This window comes from Mobilicoccus sp. (genome assembly GCF_032060985.1).
Taxonomy (GTDB): Bacteria; Actinomycetota; Actinomycetes; order Actinomycetales; family Dermatophilaceae; genus Mobilicoccus.
Genome location: NZ_DAMBGD010000006.1, coordinates 134,486 through 151,597 on the forward strand (window position 1 = coordinate 134,486; position 17,112 = coordinate 151,597).

The window sequence follows — 17,112 nt, forward strand, 5'->3', positions numbered from 1 at the left end:
CCGGGTGTCGCCACGGGCGCCGTCATCCGGGCGGCAGCCGGATCGCACGACGAAAGGTGCCGAGGTGTCGACCGTCCCACCCTCGCCCGAGGCGGGTGCCGTCGCCGCAGTGGGCGACGACGAGCCCCGCGAGCGCGGTTCACGTGGCCCCGTCCGTGCCGCCCACCTCGCCTACGCGCTCTTCGCGGCGATCGTCATCGGGGCGGCGTCGTTCTTCTCGGTGCAGAGCGCCGCCGGCGGCGACGACATCCGGGCCAACCTCACGCTCGTCGCGCCGGCCGGTCCGGGCGGCGGCTGGGACACCTTCCAGCGCGAGATGCAGCAGTCGATGCGCGCCGAGAAGCTCGTCAACAACGTCCAGGTGGTCAACATCCCCGGCGCGTCGGGCACGATCGCCCTCGGCAAGCTCACGACGATGGGCGGCCGGGCGAACACGCTCATGGTCTCCGGAACCGGGCTCGTCGCCGGCGTCGCCCAGCTCGACGCTCCCGTCGACCACGGGGACGTCACACCGGTCGCGCGGGTCGTCGAGGAGTACGACGTCGTCGTGGTCAAGGGGGATTCCCCCTACCGGACCCTCGACGACCTCGTCGCGGCGTGGAAGGCCGACCCCACGAAGGTCACGTGGACCGGCGGTGGCACGTTCGATCAGCTCGTGGGTGCCGAGCTCGCGAGCAAGGTGGGTCTCGATCCGGCGCAGGTCGCCTACATCCCCAAGTCCGGTGGGGGAGAGGCGACCACCGCCCTCCTCAACGGCACCGCGGTCGCCGCGACCTCCGGCTACACCGACATGTCCGACCAGATCGAGGCCGGCCGCCTGCGCGCCCTCGGCCTCGCCGCGCCCGAGCGCCTTCCGGGCGTCGGCATCCCCACCCTGCGCGAACAGGGGCACGACGTGACCCTCGCGAACTGGCGGATGCTCGTCGCGCCACCCGGCATCACGGACGACGAGTTGGCTCAGCTCGTCGACCTCGTCGGCGCCGCGACGCGGACCCCGGAATGGCAGGCGGCGGAGAAGCGCAACCTGTGGTCGAACGTCTTCCTCCCCGCCGGTCCCGAACTCGACTCCTGGCTCCAGGACGAACAGACCCGCATCGCCGCCCTCGCCGAGGAGATCCAGTGAGCACCTCACCCGACCCCGCCGCCGTGTCCACCTCCGACGACGCGGGCCACGCCCGAGCCGACGTCGAGGGTGGGCGCGACTCCTGGTGGGCCGGGCGCAGCGGCCTCGTCATCCCGCTCATCATGGCGGCGGTCGCGACGTGGCTCGCCGTCGGCAACCTCACGATGGCGGCACCCGACGACGAGTTCCCCGGCCCCACGTTCGTCCCCTGGATCCTCGTCGTCGCCGGCTACGTGCTCGCGGCGCTGCTCGTCCTCGAGGTCCTGCGGCATCCCCGGGTGCCCGAGCACACGCACGGCCACGGCCGCCGCACGTACACCGACTGGGGTGCGGTGGCGTGGTGCGTCGGCGGATTCGCGCTGTTCGCCGCGACCCTCGACCTCCTCGGCTGGATCCTCGGCGCGGCGGTGCTCTTCTGGTGCGTCGCGCGCGGGATCGGCAGCACGCGGCCGGTGTTCGACGCGAGCCTCGCACTCGTCGTGTCGAGCCTGGTGTACCTCGCGTTCTCCGTGGGGCTCGGCCTCACGTTGCCCTCGGGTCTGCTCGGCGGGGGGTGGTGACCGGTGGATCAGCTCGCGAACCTCCTCGCCGGGTTCGGCGACGCGCTCACCCCGATGAACATGCTGTGGGTGCTCGTCGGCTGTCTGCTCGGCACCTCGGTGGGCGTGGTCCCCGGCCTCGGCTCGTCGATGGCCGTCGCGCTCCTGCTCCCGCTCACCTTCGCCCTCGACCCCACCGGCGCGTTCATCATGTTCGCCGGCGTGTACTTCGGTGGGCTGTTCGGTGATTCGACGATGGCGATCCTCATGAACACCCCGGGGCAGGGATCGGCGATCGCCTCGACGTTCGAGGGGCATCAGATGGCGAAGAGCGGGCGGGCGGCCCAGGCCCTCGCGACGGCGGCCATCGGTGCGTTCCTCGGCGGCATGATCGCCTCGGTCGTCGTCGTGTTCCTCGCGCCGCGGCTCGCCGACCTGTCGGCGGCGTTCGGCCCGGCCGAGTACCTCGCGCTCGCACTGTTCGCGTTCGTGGCGACGAGCTCGATCGTCTCGGACTCGGTGGTCAAGGGGCTCGCGTCCCTGGTCCTCGGGTTGTCGATCGCCGTCGTGGGCATCGACTCGTTCACGGGCGCCGAACGCTTCACCCTCGGCGTGCCCGAGATGTTCGACGGCATCTCGATCGTCACGGTCACCGTCGGCGTGCTCGCCCTCGGCGAGGTCTTCCACGTGGCCTCCCGCATCCGCCGCGACACGGCCGCGCACGAGATCCGTCCCTCGGGGCGCCCGTTCCTCTCCCGGGCCGAGTTCGTCGAGGCCCTCCCCGCATGGTTGCGGGGGACGGCGATCGGTCTGCCCTTCGGAATCATCCCGGTGGGCGGCTCGGAGGTGCCGACGTTCATGGCCTACGACGCCGAGCGGCGCCTCGACCGTCGTCGCAGGGACCCGCAGTTCGGCAAGGGGGCGATCCGCGGCCTGGCCGCCCCGGAGGCCGCGGGCAACGCGACGACCGGGATGGCGATGGGCGCGCTCCTCGCCCTCGGGCTCCCCGTCTCCAGCACCGCGGCCATCATGCTCGCGGCGTTCCAGCAGTACGGCCTCCAACCCGGTCCGTTGCTGTTCACCCGCTCGGCCGATCTCGTGTGGCCCCTGCTCGCGAGCTTCTTCATCGCGATGGTCGTGTTGTTGCTGCTCAACCTGCCGTTCGCCGCGATGTGGAGCAAGCTCCTGCTCATCCCGAGGCCGTATCTCTACGCGGGGATCATGGTCTTCTGCGGGCTCGGCGTGTACGCCACCAGTGCGCAGCGGTTCGACCTGTTCCTCCTGCTCGGCATCGCTCTCGTCGGTTTCGCGATGCGTCGTCACGACGTGCCGCTCGCCCCGCTGATGATCGGCCTCGTCCTCGGGCCGCTCTTCGAGACGAGCCTGCGGGACGGACTTCTCTCCTCCGACGGGGACTACGCGGTGTTCGTCTCCCACCCGATCCCCGTCGCGATCTACGCGCTGCTCGCCCTCGTGCTCGTCGTCGTGGCGCTCGGCAGGATCCGGTCCCGGTCCTCCGCCGACGTCTGACCCACGGCGCGACGGCCGCGGTCGGCCGCCGTCAGCGGCGACGGGCCGTGAGGACGCCCTGGGTGAGCAGCACGACGAAGAGCGCCGAGAGGAGCAGGTGGACGGCGACGAGCCCGATGGGCCGGCCGGTGAAGTACTGCACGTACCCGACGAGGCCCTGCACGAAGGAGAGCGCGAGGGTCCAGTGCCAGGCCCTCCGGTACGGAGCGGGCACGTCGACGAGGCGGCTGGCGACGACGAGCGCCACCGTGAGGCCGAGGAAGAGCATGACCGCGTCGGCGTGGAGCCAGCTCGTCGCATGCGGGTCGAAGCCGAGGCGGACGTCGGCCATCGAGTCACCCGAGTGGGGGCCGGAGCCCGTCACCGCCGTGCCGAGGACGCAGACGACCGCGCCCACGCCCGCGGTCACCCAGCCGAGTCGCTGGAGGACGACGGGGACCACGCGCTGGGGCCGCGTGTCGCCCTCGCGGTACCGGTACAGCAGGTAGGTGCCGTTGGAGACGAGGAACAGCGAGATGAGGAAGTGCGGCGACACCGTCTTGGGGTCGAGGTGGGCGAGCACGATGATCCCGCCCAGGACCGCCTGGACGAGCACGAACAGCAGGGGCACCGCGCACGCGGCGACGAACCGGCGGCGGGTGTTCCAGAACTTCATCACCGCCAGGACGAGGACCCACAGGGCGATGGCGACGAGGACCGGCGTGATGAGCCGGTTGCCGAACTCGATGAACTTGTGGAACCCCTGAGTCTGCTGACCCGTCGGCACGATCGACCCCGGGGTGCACTCCGGCCACGTCGGGCACCCCAGGCCGGAACCGGTGAGGCGCACGAGACCACCGGTGAGGATGATGGCGATGTTGCCGACGAGGTTCGCGATGAGGGCGATCCACATCCAGTCACGCACCCCGCGTGGGGGCGCGACGACGTCGGCGGGGGTCTGGACGGGGCTACCGGGCGTCGAGGTCGTGCTCACCCGGCCAGCCTAGTGGGGGAACAGGGCCGACACACCGGCGGCGGTGGCACCCGGACGAATCTCCCGTATCGGACGGGCGTGGCCCCGGGCCCTCAGTCGCTCCACCGGAAGAAACGAGAGGCGAGGAACGCGAAGACGACGCCCCAGGCGACGAGCACGATGACGGGGACGGCCGGCACGGCACCGGTGACCATCACCGAGCGCAGTGCCTCACCGAGGGCGCCGAACGGGAGCACCGGGACGACCGTGGCGGCCCACGGGCCGAGGACCTCCGGTGGCACGACGATGCCACCGGCACCGAGGACGAGCACCCAGAGCAGGTTCGCGACCGCGAGGACGGCCTCGGCGCGCACCGTGCCCGCGAGCAGGAGGGCGAGCGCGACGAACACCCACGCGCCGACGACGAGCAGGGGTACCGCGAGCAGGAGGCGTCCCGGGTGGGGCTGCCATCCGAGGACCATCCCGAGCGCCCCGAGGACGACGAGCTGGACCGCGAGCACGACGAGGACCGCGAGGGCCTTGGCCCCGAGCAGCCCGCCGCGCCCGAGGGGGGTCGTGCCGAGGAGGCGCAGGACGCCGTAGCGGCGATCGAACCCCGTGGAGATCGCCTGCCCGGTGAACGCCGTCGAGATCACCGCCAGGCCGAACACCCCGGCCATGCTGAGCTCGAGCGCCTGCGGTCCCTCGATGCCGGGGATCACCCCCCGCGACAGGGCGAGCAACATGAGCGCCGGCAGGACGATCGCGACGAGGAGCTGTTCCCCGTTGCGCAGCATCGTCATCGCCTCGAACCAGGCCTGCGAGAGGACACGGCGGGCGGGAGGTGCGGCGGCGGTGGCGGGACCCGGATCGGCGCCGGCGCCCGACGTGCCGGTGGCGGGTGCGGTCATCGGGGTCCTCCCTCGAGGCTCGTGCCCGGACGCGTCAGGGCGAAGTAGGTGTCGTAGAGGCCCCGCTCGCCGGTGACCTCGGCGACGGTGCCAGCGGCCACGGCGCGTCCGTCGGCGACGATGACGAGGTCGTCGGCGAGATGCTCGGCCTCCTCGAAGGAGTGCGTGGTGAGCACGACGCACGCGCCGCGGTCGGCGACCTCACGGACGAGACCCCAGACGTCGAGACGCGCGTGCGGGTCGAGCCCGGCCGAGGGTTCGTCGAGGAAGAGGACCTGGGGCCGACCGACGAGGGCCGCGGCGAGGGCGACGCGCTGGCGCTGTCCGCCGGAGAGCCGTTTGACGGACGTGCGCCGGAAGTCCTCGATGCCGAGTCGTGCGGAGAGATCGGCGACGGGCCAGGGGTCGGCGTAGAGACGCGCGAGGTGGGGGAGCAGGTGGGCGGCGTTCGTCGTGTTGGGCAGTCCACCCTCCTGGAACATCACGCCCACCCGGGCGCGGTGCTCGGTGGAGGCCCGCCAGGGGTCGACGCCGAGGACCTCGACCGTACCCGCGTCGGGGCGCAGCAACCCCTCGAGACAGGAGATCGCCGTCGTCTTGCCCGCACCGTTGGGGCCGAGGACGGCGGTGACCCGGCCCGCCCGGGCCTCCCACGACATGTCGGCGACGGCCTGGACCTGACCGAACCGCTTGGCGAGGCCGCTCACGCGCACCGCCGGTGACGCGGACGCGCGCCCGGCCGCCGGGGCGGGGACGAACCTCTCCGCGGAGGCCGGGGTGGGGGCGGGGGTCCTGCTGGGGGAGGGGCGCTCCACCGGTGCGGGTCGCGGGGGATCGTGCGGATCGCCGGTGGGGGTGGCCATGGCCTGCAGTGTAGGACCGTCGACCGACACGCCGAGCGCCGGAGCCCCGACGGGGACCCCCCGCAGACAGCCGTCCCCGAATTAGATAAGATCGGTGTTGTGTTTATCGACAGTCGTCCCGCAGCCGCATCGGGAGCCCCGGGCCCCGTCGCGGTGGAGGGCGATGCCCGCACACGGGACCTCGTGCTCCGCCGGGTCTCCGAACTCGGTCCGGTGACCGCCACGCGACTCGCCGAGGAGTTCGGCATGAGCACCGCGGGCGTGCGTCGGCACGTCGAGGCGCTGGCCGACGACGGGCTCATCGCCCCCTCGGACGTCGTCCCCGCCAAGCGGGGGCGTGGACGGCCGGCGAAGGCGTACGTCGTCACGCCCGCGGGGCACAGTCACCTGTCCACCGGATACGGCGACGTCGCCACCGAGGCGCTGCAGTTCCTCGCCGACCGGCTGGGGGACGAGGCCGTCGCCGACTTCGCCCGCGACCGGCTGGCGGTCCTCGAGGCACGCTACGCCCCCGTCGTCGAGGCGGCGGGGGAGGACCTCGTCGACCGGGCCCAGGCCCTCGCGGAGGCCCTCGCCGCCGACGGGTATGCTGCGTCGGCCCGACCCGTGGGTCCTTCGGGGCTCGGGCTGCAGCTCTGCCAGGGGCACTGCCCGATGCACGAGGTCGCAGCCCGCTTCCCGCAGTTCTGCGAGGAGGAGACCGAGGTGTTCGCCCGGCTGCTCGGGGTCCACGTCCAGCGTCTCGCCACCCTCGCTGGCGGCGAACACGTCTGCACGACGTTCGTCCCACGGGAACCGGTCCTCCTCGGGCCACTCGAGCGCCCGCCCGGCGCTGCGACATCCGGCGGCGACCGCCGCGACCAGACCACCCCGACCACCGAGCACCACGCCCACGGGCACGACGAGAGGAGCGCCACATGAGCACGATCGAGGAGCTCAACCCGGGCCTGAAGGATCTCGGGCGCTACGACTACGGCTGGGCCGACACCGACGTCGCGGGTGCGACCGCACGGCGTGGCCTGTCCCCCGAGGTCGTCGAGGACATCTCGTCCCTCAAGGACGAGCCGGAGTGGATGCGCGAGCTGCGCCTCAAGTCCCTCCGCCTCTTCGACAAGAAGCCCATGCCGCACTGGGGCAGCGACCTCTCGGGTATCGACTTCCAGAACATCAAGTACTTCGTCCGGTCCACCGAGAAGCAGGCGACCACCTGGGACGAACTACCCGAGGACATCAAGGCGACCTACGACAAGCTCGGCATCCCGGAGGCGGAGAAGCAGCGCCTCATCGCCGGTGTGGCCGCGCAGTACGAGTCCGAGGTCGTCTACCACCAGATCCGTGAGGACCTGGAGGAGAAGGGCGTCATCTTCGTCGACACCGACTCCGGGCTGCGCGAGCACGAGGACCTCTTCAGGTCGTACTTCGGCACCGTCATCCCCCCGGGCGACAACAAGTTCGCGGCACTCAACACCGCGGTGTGGTCGGGCGGCTCGTTCATCTACGTGCCGCCGGGCGTCCACGTCGACATCCCGCTCCAGGCCTACTTCCGGATCAACACCGAGAACATGGGCCAGTTCGAGCGGACCCTCATCATCGCCGACGAGGACTCCTACGTGCACTACGTCGAGGGCTGCACCGCCCCGATCTACAAGTCGGACTCCCTGCACAGCGCGGTCGTCGAGATCGTCGTCAAGAAGGGCGCCCGCGTGCGCTACACGACGATCCAGAACTGGTCGAACAACGTCTACAACCTCGTCACCAAGCGCGCGACCTGCGAGGCGGGGGCGACGATGGAGTGGGTCGACGGCAACATCGGCTCCAAGGTGACGATGAAGTACCCGGCCGTGTTCCTCCAGGGCGAGCACGCCCGCGGCGAAACCCTCTCGATCGCGTTCGCGGGTGAGGGCCAGCACCAGGACGCCGGCGCCAAGATGGTCCACAACGCCCCGCACACCTCGAGCTCCATCGTGAGCAAGTCGGTCGCGCGCGGCGGCGGACGCACCTCCTACCGCGGCCTCGTGCAGGTCGCCGAGGGGGCGACCGACTCCAAGAGTTCCGTCGTGTGCGACGCGCTGCTCGTCGACACGATCAGCCGCTCCGACACCTACCCGTACGTCGACGTCCGTGAGGACGACGTGCAGCTCGGTCACGAGGCCACGGTGTCCAAGGTGAGCGACGACCAGCTCTTCTACCTCATGTCGCGAGGCATGAGCGAGGAGGAGGCCATGGCGATGATCGTGCGCGGGTTCGTCGAGCCCATCGCGCGGGAGCTCCCCATGGAGTACGCCCTCGAACTCAACCGACTCATCGAGCTGCAGATGGAAGGATCCGTGGGCTGATGCCACTGGTCGATCGCACCACCCCTCGCCCCGAGACCGGGGAGACCTCGACGGGGATGCCCGTCGAGTCCGACAAGCCGACGCTCGGCACGCCCGGCGTGACGACGGCCGCGGCGCCGAGCGAGGTCTCGGCGAACGCCGCGCGCGACGCCGTCCGGGGCGCCGTCGAGTCGACCGTGCCGGAGCAGTCGCGCGCCGAATGGCGCACGAGCTTCGACGTGGCCGACTTCGGCCTGCCGACCGGTCGCGAGGAGGGGTGGCGTTTCACCCCGATCAAGGAGCTCGCGGGCCTGTTCGCCGACGAGGCCACCGGTGCCTGCCTGCAGTGGGAGGAGCGACTTCCCGAGGGTGTGACGACCTCGACGATGAGCGTCGAGGAGTGGCGCGCGTTGCAGCCGCCGAAGCCCGCCGACCGCGTCGCCGCGATCGCGGCGGCGAACAGCGGCGGCGTCGGCGTCGTCGACGTCCCCGCCGAGGCCGAGCTCACCGAGCCCGTCGTCCTCCGGCTCACCGGCACCGACCGGGCGACGCGCGTCCACGGCCACCTCCTCGTGCGCGTCGGCGACTTCGCCACGGCGACGATCGTCGTCGCCCACCACGGCAGCGCCGAATACGCCGAGGTGCTCACCGTCCTCGCGGGTGCCGGCAGCCAGGTCACCGTCGTCACCGTGCAGGAATGGGAGAACGACGCGGTGCACGTCGGGCAGCACGACGTCGTCGTCGGCCGGGACGCCACGGTGCGCCACGTCGCGGTCAGCCTCGGCGGTGGTCTCGTCCGGGTCTCGACCAACGCGTTCTACGACGGCACCGGCGGGCGCTTCGAGGGCCTCGGGGTCTCGTTCGCCGACGCCGGTCAGCACCTGGAGCACCGGCTCTTCGTCGACCACGAGGCGCCGCACTGTTCCTCGGACGTGCTCTACAAGTCGGCCCTGCAGGGCGAGGGAGCGCACACCGTGTGGATCGGCGACGTGCTCATCCGGGCGTCCGCCGAGGGCACCGACACCTACGAGCTCAACCGCAACCTCCTGCTCACCGACGGGGCCCGCGCCGACAGCGTTCCCAACCTCGAGATCGAGACCGGTGAGATCGCGGGCGCCGGGCACGCCTCGGCCACGGGACGGTTCGACGACCTGCAGCTGTTCTACCTGCAGGCGCGCGGGATCCCCGAGGACGAGGCCCGACGGCTCGTCGTCCGTGGGTTCTTCGCCGACATCGTCGACCGCATCGGCGTCGCCGACGTGAGCGCCCACCTCATGGAACGGATCGAGGCCGAGCTCGACCTCACGGCGACCCCGGCATGAGGGAGCTCGTCTGCGCCGTCGACGACCTCACCCCCGGTCAGGCGCACGCCGCCGTCGTCGAGGGCCGCAACGTCGCGATGATCCGCCTTCAGGACGGCACGATCCACGCGGTCGAGGACTCCTGCAGCCACGGTTCGGTCGCGTTGTCGGAGGGCGAGGTCTCCGGGTGTTTCGTCGAATGCTGGCTCCACGGCTCGCGTTTCGACGTCACCACGGGAGCCCCCGCCACCCCGCCCGCGACCGCCGCCGTCGCCGTCTACCGCGTCGAGATCGAGGGCGACGACGTCTACGTCGACTCCGCGACCCCCACCAACTTCTGATCACCCCCACCTGGAGCGAGACATGAGCGAGACCACCCGGCAGCCCTCCGTGCTGGAGATCCGCGACCTGCACGTCAGCGTCGAGACCGAGAACGGCCCCAAGGAGATCCTCAAGGGCGTCGACCTGACCATCCGGTCGGGCGAGACGCACGCGATCATGGGCCCCAACGGCTCGGGCAAGTCCACCCTGGCCTACAGCATCGCCGGCCACCCCAAGTACAGCGTCACCCAGGGGACCGTCACCCTCGACGGCGAGGACGTCCTCGCGATGAGCGTCGACGAGCGCGCCCGCGCCGGTCTGTTCCTCGCGATGCAGTACCCCGTCGAGGTCACCGGCGTCTCGGTGAGCAACTTCCTGCGCACCGCGAAGACCGCGGTCGACGGCGAGGCGCCCAAGCTGCGCACGTGGGTCAAGGAGGTCAAGAACGCGATGGCCGACCTCAAGATGGACTCCACGTTCGCCGAGCGGGACGTCAACGTGGGCTTCTCCGGCGGTGAGAAGAAGCGCCACGAGATCCTCCAGATGGAGCTGCTCAAGCCACGGTTCGCCGTGCTCGACGAGACCGACTCCGGTCTCGACGTCGACGCGCTGCGCGTGGTCTCCGAGGGCGTCAACCGCGCCAAGGCCTCGAACGACATGGGCGTCCTGCTCATCACGCACTACACGCGGATCCTGCGGTACATCACCCCCGACCACGTCCACGTCTTCGTCGACGGTCGGATCGCCGAGGAGGGCGGCCCCGAGTTGGCCGACCGCCTCGAGGAGGAGGGCTACGACCGCTTCACCACCCAGGACGTGGCGGCGAACGCCTGATGACCACGGCATTGACCGACGACGCCACGACCTCGGGCACGACGGCGCCGCACACCCCCGAGGTCTCCCGTGAGGAGGCGGGGGTGACCGCACGCCCCGCCCCCGACGCCGAGGAGATCGCCCGGCTGCGGGCGGACTTCCCGATCCTGGGTCGCACCGTGCGCGGCGGCAAGCCGCTCGTCTACCTCGACTCGGGCGCGACCTCGCAGAAGCCGCGCGCGGTCCTCGACGCCGAACGGGACTTCTACGAGCACCACAACGCCGCGGTCCACCGCGGCGCGCACCAGCTCGCCGAGGAGGCGACCGACCTGTACGAGTCGGCGCGTGAGCGCATCGGCGAGTTCATCGGTGCCCCGGCGCAGGAGGTCGTGTTCACCCGCAACGGCACCGAGGCGATCAACCTCGTCGCCTACGCGCTCTCGAACGCGAACGCCCCCGGCGCGCTCGACGGCGTCGACCCCCTCATCGCCGACCGGTTGCGCATCGGCCCCGGCGACGAGGTCTGCGTGACGACCCTCGAGCACCACGCCAACCTCGTGCCGTGGCAGGAGTTCTGCCGCCGCACGGGCGCGACGCTCACGTGGCTTGAGATCGACGCGGACGGCGAGCTGGACCCGGAGCTCTCGGCGATCACCGAGCGCACGAGGCTCGTCGCGTTCACCCACGTGAGCAACGTCCTCGGCACCCTCGTCGACGTGCCCCGGATCGTCGCCCGCGCCAAGGAGGTTGGTGCGCTCACCGTCCTCGACGGCTGCCAGTCGGTGCCACACATCCCGGTCGACGTCGCCGACCTCGGCGTCGACTTCATGGCGTTCACCGGCCACAAGGTCCTCGGCCCGAGCGGCATCGGTGTCCTGTGGGGCCGCTACGACCTCCTCGCCGCGATGCCGCCGTACGTGACGGGCGGGTCGATGATCGAGGTCGTCCGCATGGAGGGGTCGACGTACGCGGCGCCGCCGCAGCGTTTCGAGGCCGGTGTGCCGATGACGGCGCAGGTCGTCGGGCTCGGCGCCGCAGTGGACTACCTGTCGGAGATCGGCATGGACCGGGTCGCGGCCCACGACCGCGACCTCGTCGGCTACACCCTCGAGCGACTCGCCGAGCGTCCGTGGGTGCGGGTGCTCGGGCCGACCGACCCGCAGCGCCGGGTCGGGGCCGTCGCGTTCGTCGTCGACGGGGTGCACCCGCACGACGTCGGCCAGATCCTCGACGACTCCGGCGTCGCCGTGCGTACCGGTCACCACTGCGCGTGGCCGCTGCACCGCGCTCTGCGCGTCCCCGCCTCGACCCGGGTGAGCTTCCAGGTCTACACCACCCGCGAGGAGATCGACGCGTTCATCACCGCGCTGGACCGGGTGCCCGAGATCTTCGGAGTCGCGTGATGGACCTCTACCAGCAGTTGATCCTCGATCACAGCAAGCACCCCCAGCATGCCGGGCTGCGCGAGCCGTTCGAGTCCGAGGTCCACCACGTCAACACGAGCTGCGGTGACGAGGTCACGCTCCGTGTCCACCTCAGCGAGCAGGACGGCACCCAGGTCCTCTCCGACGTCAGCTACGACGCGCTCGGCTGTTCGATCTCGGTCGCGTCGACCTCGATCCTCGCCGAGGAGTCCATCGGGTACCCGATCACCGAGGTGCTCGCGACCTACGAGGCGATGAAGTCGATGCTCACGAGCCGGGGCAAGGACCCCGGCGACGAGGAGGTCATCGGCGACGGGGTCGCCCTCGCCGGTGTCGCCCAGTACCCCGCCCGCGTCAAGTGCGCGCTGCTCGGGTGGTCGGCGCTCCTCGACGCCCTCGCCCGCGCCCGCGCCGACACGACCGCCTCCGGCGCCCTCACCGCCGCCACCCCCGCCGCCCCCCTGGAGGAACGATGACCGACCATCTCACCGGCACTGCCGCCGCACCGGCCTCGGACGCTCCCGTCGCGGCCGCACCCTCGGCCGGCACGACCCCCGCGAACGCCGCCGACGTCGAGGAGGCGATGCGCGACGTCGTCGACCCCGAACTCGGTATCAACGTCGTCGACCTCGGCCTCGTCTACGGCGTCACCGTCGATTCCGCGAACACCGCGATCGTCGACATGACGCTCACGAGCGCGGCCTGTCCGCTCACCGACGTCATCGAGGACCAGACCGCCCAGGCGCTCGAGGGCATCGTCTCCGACCACCGCATCAACTGGGTGTGGATGCCGCCGTGGGGCCCGGACAAGATCACCGACGAAGGCCGTGAGCAGCTGCGTGCGCTCGGGTTCAACGTCTGAGGCGCCGATGACCCGCGACGACCTGTCGACCACGGCCGACGACCGCCGCCTCACCACCGGCCCCGAACGGCTCTACGGCACCCTCGCGTTCGCCGAGGCCGTCACGTGGACGCTGCTCATCATCGGCATGCTCCTCAAGTACGTCTTCGACGTCACCGACCTCGGCGTGCGCCTCGGCGGGGGAGTCCACGGGTTCGTGTTCCTCTCCTACGTCACCGCGACGATCCTCGTCGCCGTCGACCGGCGTTGGCGGGCGACGGACCTGTTCCTCGGGCTGGGCTCGTCGGTGCTGCCGTACGCGACGATCCCGTTCGAGCGCTCCGCCGCTCGGCGTGGGCTGCTCGCCCCGCGGTGGCGGCTCCTCGCGGAGTCGCCGAGCGGACCGGTCGAACGCATCGTCGCGACGGCGCTGCGCCACCCCGTGCCCGCGTTGCTCCTCACCCTCATCGGCCTCGCCGTCGTGTTCTCGGTACTGCTCGCCCTCGGCCCGCCGTGGCAGTGGTTCTCCTGAGCCTCGCGAGTCGGCCTCACGCCCTCGCTCCCATCCGCGCCGTCCCCGTCCTCCGGGGGTGGCGCGGATGGCTCGTCCGGGGGCGTCTCAGCGCTCGGCCGGGGGTCCGACCTCGGGCCGGACGACGTCGGTGAGCAGACGGTCATCGACGTCGCGGCCGATCCGCAGGAGGCTGATCGCCCCGGTGGGTTCGAAGATGCCGTAGGCGACCTCGTCGAGGTGCCTGATGCCCTGGGTGCGCAGCGCGCCGGCGACCTCGTCGATCGTGATATGCGCACGTCGAAGGCCGTCCTCGAGCACCCGACCCCCCTCGAGGATGAGGATCGGGGCGGGGGTGAGCCACCGGTGCACGCGCGGGATCGTGCGCAACTTGCCCACGGCGACCTCGAGCATCAGCAGCGTCCCGAGCCCGAGGACACCGGCCTCGAGGACGGGGGTGTCCCCGAGGATCACGCGCCCGGCGATCGCGCCGAGCATGAGCGTGACGACGAAGTCGAACGTCGACATGCGGGCCAGCACCCGGGCCCCGAACACCCGGACGAGGACGAGGAACGCCCCGTACATACCGACCGCGGAGAGGACGACAGCGGCGGCCTGCGCCGGCGAGATGGCGAGATATTCACGCATGCGCGCATCCTCGCAGGCGCACCGACGGGCTCCGGGCGACGGAGCCGACCGCTCCTCAGCCGCCGAGCTGGGTGGACTTCGACTGCAGCGCGTCCCGCGTGACCCGGAGGACCCGTGACCGCTTGGCGCCCGTGGATGCCTGGACGACCCCGATGACGAGCCCCTCGACGAGCGGGCCGGGGGAGACGTCGACGCGGTCGCGGACCACGTCCTCGAGCATCTCCAGGGCCATCTCGGTCGACATGATCGCCGAGCCGAGGTCGAGCAGCACGATGACGCCGTCGTCCACGGCCTCGTCGACCCGCTCGATCGCGGTCTGGATCGCGGTGGCGTCGGTGCCGAGGCCACCGTCGGCGGTCCCGGCGGCGAGCTCGATGGGCACGGGGTCACCGGGGATCATCTGCGACGCCAGGGTCACGGCGGCCTCGGCGAGGGCGCGACTGTGGCTGACGACGACGAATCCGACACTCATGACTACTCCTTCGTGGTCGAGGCGACCGCGGTCCGCAGCGCCGTGACGAGGAGCGCCGCGGAGGTCGCTCCGGGGTCCTGGTGGCCGACGGACCGGTCACCCAGGTAGGAGGCCCGGCCCTTGGACGCGACCATGTCGGTCGTCGCGTCGCGGCCCTCGTCCGCGGCGGCCGCGGCGGCGTCGAGCGCGACGACGAGGTCGCCGCCCGCGGCGTCGAAGGCGTCGAGCGCCGGGACGAGGGCGTCAAGCATCGTCTTCTCGCCGGTCTCGGACCTGCCTCGGGCCATCACGCCCTCGACCCCGGCCCGCAGGGCACTGGCGAGGGTCGTCGCGTCGAGGTCGGGAGCGTCACCGCACGCCTTACCGGTGCGCATGAGGAGCGTGCCGTAGAGCGGTCCGGAGGCGCCGCCGACCTTGCTCACGAGGGTCGTCCCGGCCTTCGACAACACGGTCGACGGACCTACCTCGTCGACATCCTCCAGCTCGTCGAGGTAGGCGACGACGGCGTTCATGCCGCGGACCATGTTCGCGCCGTGATCGGCGTCGCCGATCGCCGCGTCGAGGTCGGTGAGCGTCGTCTCGTGCTCCGTGACGAGGCGGGCGAACTCCCGCAACCAGGCCTCGACCGTCCTCGCGCCCACCGTTCCGGGGGCGCCCGACGCGGCGGCGGGCCGGGCGGCCGACGGCGGGGCCTCGCGCCGCTCGGGGGAGACCGTCGCGGGCCGGCCCTCGGCGGGGGCCGTCGCAGCGCCACCGGTCGCGGACGCCGAGCGACGGCCCTCGCTGCGGGAGCCGGCCGGGGCGTCCGCTGCGCCCCACCGGAGGCCGGGTGTGTTCACCGGCGCGTCCCAGTACCGCAGCATCTCGGGGTCGAGGGAGAGCAGGGTGAGCGAGGCACCCGCCATCTCCAGGCTCGTGATGTACGGCCCGACGAGGTGCCGGACGACCTCGACGCCCGCCTCCTCCAGGAGCGCATCGATGTCGGCCGACAGGTTGTACAGCTCCAACAGGGGCGTGCCGCCCATGCCGTTGACGAAGCTGAGGACGGGGCCGGAGGTGAAGTCACGGTCGGCGAGGATCGGTTCGACGAGCACGCGGGCGATCTCCGTCGCGGTGCCGAGATCGTCGGTCCGGCGCCCGGGTTCGCCGTGGATGCCGACACCGACCTCCATCCGGCCTTCCGGCAGGTCGAAGGTGGGATGCCCGGCGGCGGGCACGGTCCCCGAGGTGAGCGCGACCCCCATCGAGCGCCCGGAGTCCGCCACCCGCTGGGCGAGCGACCGGCAGCCCTCGAGGTCGAGGCCCTCCTCGGCCGCGGCGCCGACGATCTTCTCGAGCAGCACGGTGACGCCGACCCCGCGGCGCCCGGTGCTGTAGGTGCTGTCCTCGACGGAGACGTCGTCGGCGGTGATGACCGTCGCGACCTCGACGCCGTCGGCCGCCTCGGCGGCCATCTCGAAGTTCATCACGTCGCCGGAGTAGTTCTTGACGATGTGGAGGACGCCCGCCCCGCGGTCGACGCGGGTGGTCGCGACCTGGATCTGGTCCGGCACCGGGGAGGTGAAGACCGCACCGGCGCACGCGGCGTCGAGCATCCCGTGGCCGACGAACCCGCCGTGCATCGGTTCGTGGCCCGAGCCGCCGCCCGAGAGCAGCGCGACCTTGCCGGCCTCCTTGGGGGTCGCCCGATAGACGATCGAGTTCTCGACATCGACGTCGAGCTCCGGGTGGGCACCGGCCATGCCGGTGAGGGCTCCGCGAACGAGGTCGGTGGGATCGTCGATGATCTTCTGCATGGGGCATCGCCTTCCTGATCGGCCGTGGCGCCAGGCTAACCCCGTGCCCCGCCGCCCGACCCCGGATCGAGGTCGCCGAGGGTGACCCATCTCGCACCCGTCGGGCCCGTCCCGGTTGGAGCGGACGGGGCGGGCCCCCTATCGTCGAGGCGGCCCGGCGGCGTCCCGCGGGTGACTCACCGATTTCGTGGGAGAACGCATCGTGGCCTTTCGCACCATGGTGACCGGCAAGATCCACCGCGCCCGGGTCACGGCCGCCGACCTGCACTACGTCGGCTCCATCACCGTCGACGAGGACCTCCTCGACGCGGCGGGCATCCTCAGCTACGAACGGGTCCAGGTCGTCGACATCGACAACGGCGCGCGCCTCGAGACCTACACCATCCCGGGCGCGCGGGGGTCGGGGGAGATCCAGCTCAACGGGGCGGCCGCCCGTCTCGTCCAGCCGGGCGACCTCGTCATCATCATGGCCTACCAGCTCGTGCCGGAGCCGGTGCCGAGCGACTTCCATCCCCGGGTCGTGCTCGTCGACCCGAGCGACAACAGCATCGACCGCCTCGTCACGCGGCGGGACGAGCCCGGCGCCCTGCTCGGCGCGACGGCGATCGCCGCCGCGGAGACCCGGGTCGGCGAGGCCGAGGTCGCGGCCGCCGAACACGAGGGCTGACACCACCCGCGCACGCCCGTCACGGTCTCCGGATTCCCCGGACAGGAGGCACCGCCCCGGATTACGGTTGACGGACCGGGCCACG

At 71.7% G+C, this 17,112-nt stretch carries 19 protein-coding genes; 13 read left to right on the plus strand and 6 right to left on the minus strand.

Annotated features, from left to right (window positions below):
• Window positions 1–64 precede the first annotated feature (64 nt).
• The 3 genes from RT054_RS06995 to RT054_RS07005 are packed head-to-tail and all read left to right on the plus strand — an operon-like array spanning window position 65 to window position 3,192.
• Window positions 65–1,123 carry a tripartite tricarboxylate transporter substrate-binding protein gene (locus RT054_RS06995; RefSeq protein ID WP_313022739.1) on the plus strand — a complete coding sequence of 353 codons (1,059 nt, stop codon included), beginning with the start codon at window positions 65–67 and terminating at the stop codon, window positions 1,121–1,123.
• On the plus strand, window positions 1,120–1,683 hold the full coding sequence (locus RT054_RS07000; protein ID WP_313022741.1) for a tripartite tricarboxylate transporter TctB family protein: 564 nt from the start codon (window positions 1,120–1,122) through the stop codon (window positions 1,681–1,683). The genes RT054_RS06995 and RT054_RS07000 overlap by 4 nt, the downstream gene beginning before the upstream one ends.
• A 3-nt stretch (window positions 1,684–1,686) precedes the next feature.
• Entirely contained in the window at window positions 1,687–3,192 is a 1,506-nt protein-coding gene (locus tag RT054_RS07005) for a tripartite tricarboxylate transporter permease (RefSeq protein WP_313022743.1), read from the plus strand.
• Window positions 3,193–3,223: 31 nt separating this feature from the next.
• On the opposite strand, the gene RT054_RS07010 is transcribed toward RT054_RS07005, so the two are convergent.
• The 3 genes from RT054_RS07010 to RT054_RS07020 all read right to left on the minus strand — a co-directional run bounded on the left by RT054_RS07010 (window position 3,224) and on the right by RT054_RS07020 (window position 5,918).
• The gene (locus RT054_RS07010; RefSeq protein ID WP_313022744.1) at window positions 3,224–4,165 is read right to left on the minus strand and encodes a COX15/CtaA family protein; all 942 of its coding nucleotides are present in this window, start codon (window positions 4,163–4,165) and stop codon (window positions 3,224–3,226) included.
• A gap of 92 nt (window positions 4,166–4,257) precedes the next feature.
• Window positions 4,258–5,055, minus strand: a complete 798-nt coding sequence (locus RT054_RS07015) for an ABC transporter permease (RefSeq protein WP_312718037.1) — start codon at window positions 5,053–5,055, stop codon at window positions 4,258–4,260.
• The gene (locus tag RT054_RS07020) at window positions 5,052–5,918 is read right to left on the minus strand and encodes an ATP-binding cassette domain-containing protein (RefSeq protein ID WP_396837232.1); all 867 of its coding nucleotides are present in this window, start codon (window positions 5,916–5,918) and stop codon (window positions 5,052–5,054) included. Before RT054_RS07020 ends, RT054_RS07015 begins: the two co-directional genes overlap by 4 nt.
• 183 nt (window positions 5,919–6,101) lie before the next feature.
• Between RT054_RS07020 and RT054_RS07025 the strand changes: the two genes are divergently transcribed.
• From RT054_RS07025 to RT054_RS07065, 9 genes are read left to right on the plus strand one after another with little or no spacing between them, the layout of a single operon-like run.
• A complete protein-coding gene (locus tag RT054_RS07025; RefSeq protein ID WP_396837236.1) occupies window positions 6,102–6,839 on the plus strand; it encodes a helix-turn-helix transcriptional regulator in 738 nt (245 codons plus the stop codon).
• Complete coding sequence (sufB, locus tag RT054_RS07030; RefSeq protein WP_313022745.1) at window positions 6,836–8,254, plus strand: Fe-S cluster assembly protein SufB; 1,419 nt, start codon at window positions 6,836–6,838, stop codon at window positions 8,252–8,254. Before RT054_RS07025 ends, sufB begins: the two co-directional genes overlap by 4 nt.
• The gene (gene sufD, locus RT054_RS07035) at window positions 8,254–9,555 is read left to right on the plus strand and encodes a Fe-S cluster assembly protein SufD (protein ID WP_313022746.1); all 1,302 of its coding nucleotides are present in this window, start codon (window positions 8,254–8,256) and stop codon (window positions 9,553–9,555) included. Before sufB ends, sufD begins: the two co-directional genes overlap by 1 nt.
• Window positions 9,552–9,875 (plus strand): Rieske 2Fe-2S domain-containing protein, encoded by a 324-nt coding sequence (locus tag RT054_RS07040; protein ID WP_312718030.1) that lies wholly within the window; start codon window positions 9,552–9,554, stop codon window positions 9,873–9,875. Before sufD ends, RT054_RS07040 begins: the two co-directional genes overlap by 4 nt.
• A gap of 22 nt (window positions 9,876–9,897) precedes the next feature.
• Window positions 9,898–10,689 (plus strand): Fe-S cluster assembly ATPase SufC, encoded by a 792-nt coding sequence (gene sufC / locus RT054_RS07045; RefSeq protein WP_312718028.1) that lies wholly within the window; start codon window positions 9,898–9,900, stop codon window positions 10,687–10,689.
• Window positions 10,689–12,071: a SufS family cysteine desulfurase gene (locus RT054_RS07050; protein ID WP_313022748.1), complete on the plus strand. Its 1,383-nt coding sequence runs from the start codon at window positions 10,689–10,691 to the stop codon at window positions 12,069–12,071. Before sufC ends, RT054_RS07050 begins: the two co-directional genes overlap by 1 nt.
• Window positions 12,071–12,568: a Fe-S cluster assembly sulfur transfer protein SufU gene (gene sufU, locus RT054_RS07055; protein ID WP_313022749.1), complete on the plus strand. Its 498-nt coding sequence runs from the start codon at window positions 12,071–12,073 to the stop codon at window positions 12,566–12,568. The genes RT054_RS07050 and sufU overlap by 1 nt, the downstream gene beginning before the upstream one ends.
• A complete protein-coding gene (locus RT054_RS07060; RefSeq protein ID WP_313022750.1) occupies window positions 12,565–12,954 on the plus strand; it encodes a metal-sulfur cluster assembly factor in 390 nt (129 codons plus the stop codon). The genes sufU and RT054_RS07060 overlap by 4 nt, the downstream gene beginning before the upstream one ends.
• Window positions 12,955–12,961: 7 nt before the next feature.
• Entirely contained in the window at window positions 12,962–13,465 is a 504-nt protein-coding gene (locus tag RT054_RS07065; protein ID WP_313022752.1) for a DUF3817 domain-containing protein, read from the plus strand.
• 87 nt (window positions 13,466–13,552) lie between these two features.
• On the opposite strand, the gene RT054_RS07070 is transcribed toward RT054_RS07065, so the two are convergent.
• From RT054_RS07070 to dhaK, 3 genes are read right to left on the minus strand one after another with little or no spacing between them, the layout of a single operon-like run.
• Window positions 13,553–14,092: a YetF domain-containing protein gene (locus RT054_RS07070; protein ID WP_313022753.1), complete on the minus strand. Its 540-nt coding sequence runs from the start codon at window positions 14,090–14,092 to the stop codon at window positions 13,553–13,555.
• 55 nt (window positions 14,093–14,147) lie between these two features.
• Window positions 14,148–14,564 carry a dihydroxyacetone kinase phosphoryl donor subunit DhaM gene (gene dhaM, locus RT054_RS07075; RefSeq protein WP_312718018.1) on the minus strand — a complete coding sequence of 139 codons (417 nt, stop codon included), beginning with the start codon at window positions 14,562–14,564 and terminating at the stop codon, window positions 14,148–14,150.
• Window positions 14,565–14,566: 2 nt separating this feature from the next.
• Window positions 14,567–16,360, minus strand: a complete 1,794-nt coding sequence (gene dhaK, locus RT054_RS07080; protein WP_313022755.1) for a dihydroxyacetone kinase subunit DhaK — start codon at window positions 16,358–16,360, stop codon at window positions 14,567–14,569.
• A 217-nt stretch (window positions 16,361–16,577) separates the two neighbouring features.
• Here dhaK and panD point away from each other — a divergent pair, with 217 nt between their 5' ends.
• Entirely contained in the window at window positions 16,578–17,027 is a 450-nt protein-coding gene (gene panD, locus RT054_RS07085; RefSeq protein WP_312718095.1) for an aspartate 1-decarboxylase, read from the plus strand.
• Window positions 17,028–17,112 lie beyond the last annotated feature (85 nt).

Coding starts and splice junctions, on each gene's coding strand:
- RT054_RS07050 (WP_313022748.1), top strand. CDS start 10,689: ATGACCACGGCATTGACCGACGACGCCACGACCTCGGGCACGACGGCG.
- sufD (WP_313022746.1), top strand. CDS start 8,254: ATGCCACTGGTCGATCGCACCACCCCTCGCCCCGAGACCGGGGAGACC.
- RT054_RS07040 (WP_312718030.1), top strand. CDS start 9,552: ATGAGGGAGCTCGTCTGCGCCGTCGACGACCTCACCCCCGGTCAGGCG.
- dhaM (WP_312718018.1), bottom strand. CDS start 14,564: ATGAGTGTCGGATTCGTCGTCGTCAGCCACAGTCGCGCCCTCGCCGAG.
- panD (WP_312718095.1), top strand. CDS start 16,578: ATGGTGACCGGCAAGATCCACCGCGCCCGGGTCACGGCCGCCGACCTG.
- dhaK (WP_313022755.1), bottom strand. CDS start 16,360: ATGCAGAAGATCATCGACGATCCCACCGACCTCGTTCGCGGAGCCCTC.
- sufC (WP_312718028.1), top strand. CDS start 9,898: ATGAGCGAGACCACCCGGCAGCCCTCCGTGCTGGAGATCCGCGACCTG.
- RT054_RS07020 (WP_396837232.1), bottom strand. CDS start 5,918: ATGGCCACCCCCACCGGCGATCCGCACGATCCCCCGCGACCCGCACCG.
- sufB (WP_313022745.1), top strand. CDS start 6,836: ATGAGCACGATCGAGGAGCTCAACCCGGGCCTGAAGGATCTCGGGCGC.
- RT054_RS07015 (WP_312718037.1), bottom strand. CDS start 5,055: ATGACCGCACCCGCCACCGGCACGTCGGGCGCCGGCGCCGATCCGGGT.
- RT054_RS07065 (WP_313022752.1), top strand. CDS start 12,962: ATGACCCGCGACGACCTGTCGACCACGGCCGACGACCGCCGCCTCACC.
- RT054_RS07060 (WP_313022750.1), top strand. CDS start 12,565: ATGACCGACCATCTCACCGGCACTGCCGCCGCACCGGCCTCGGACGCT.
- sufU (WP_313022749.1), top strand. CDS start 12,071: ATGGACCTCTACCAGCAGTTGATCCTCGATCACAGCAAGCACCCCCAG.
- RT054_RS07070 (WP_313022753.1), bottom strand. CDS start 14,092: ATGCGTGAATATCTCGCCATCTCGCCGGCGCAGGCCGCCGCTGTCGTC.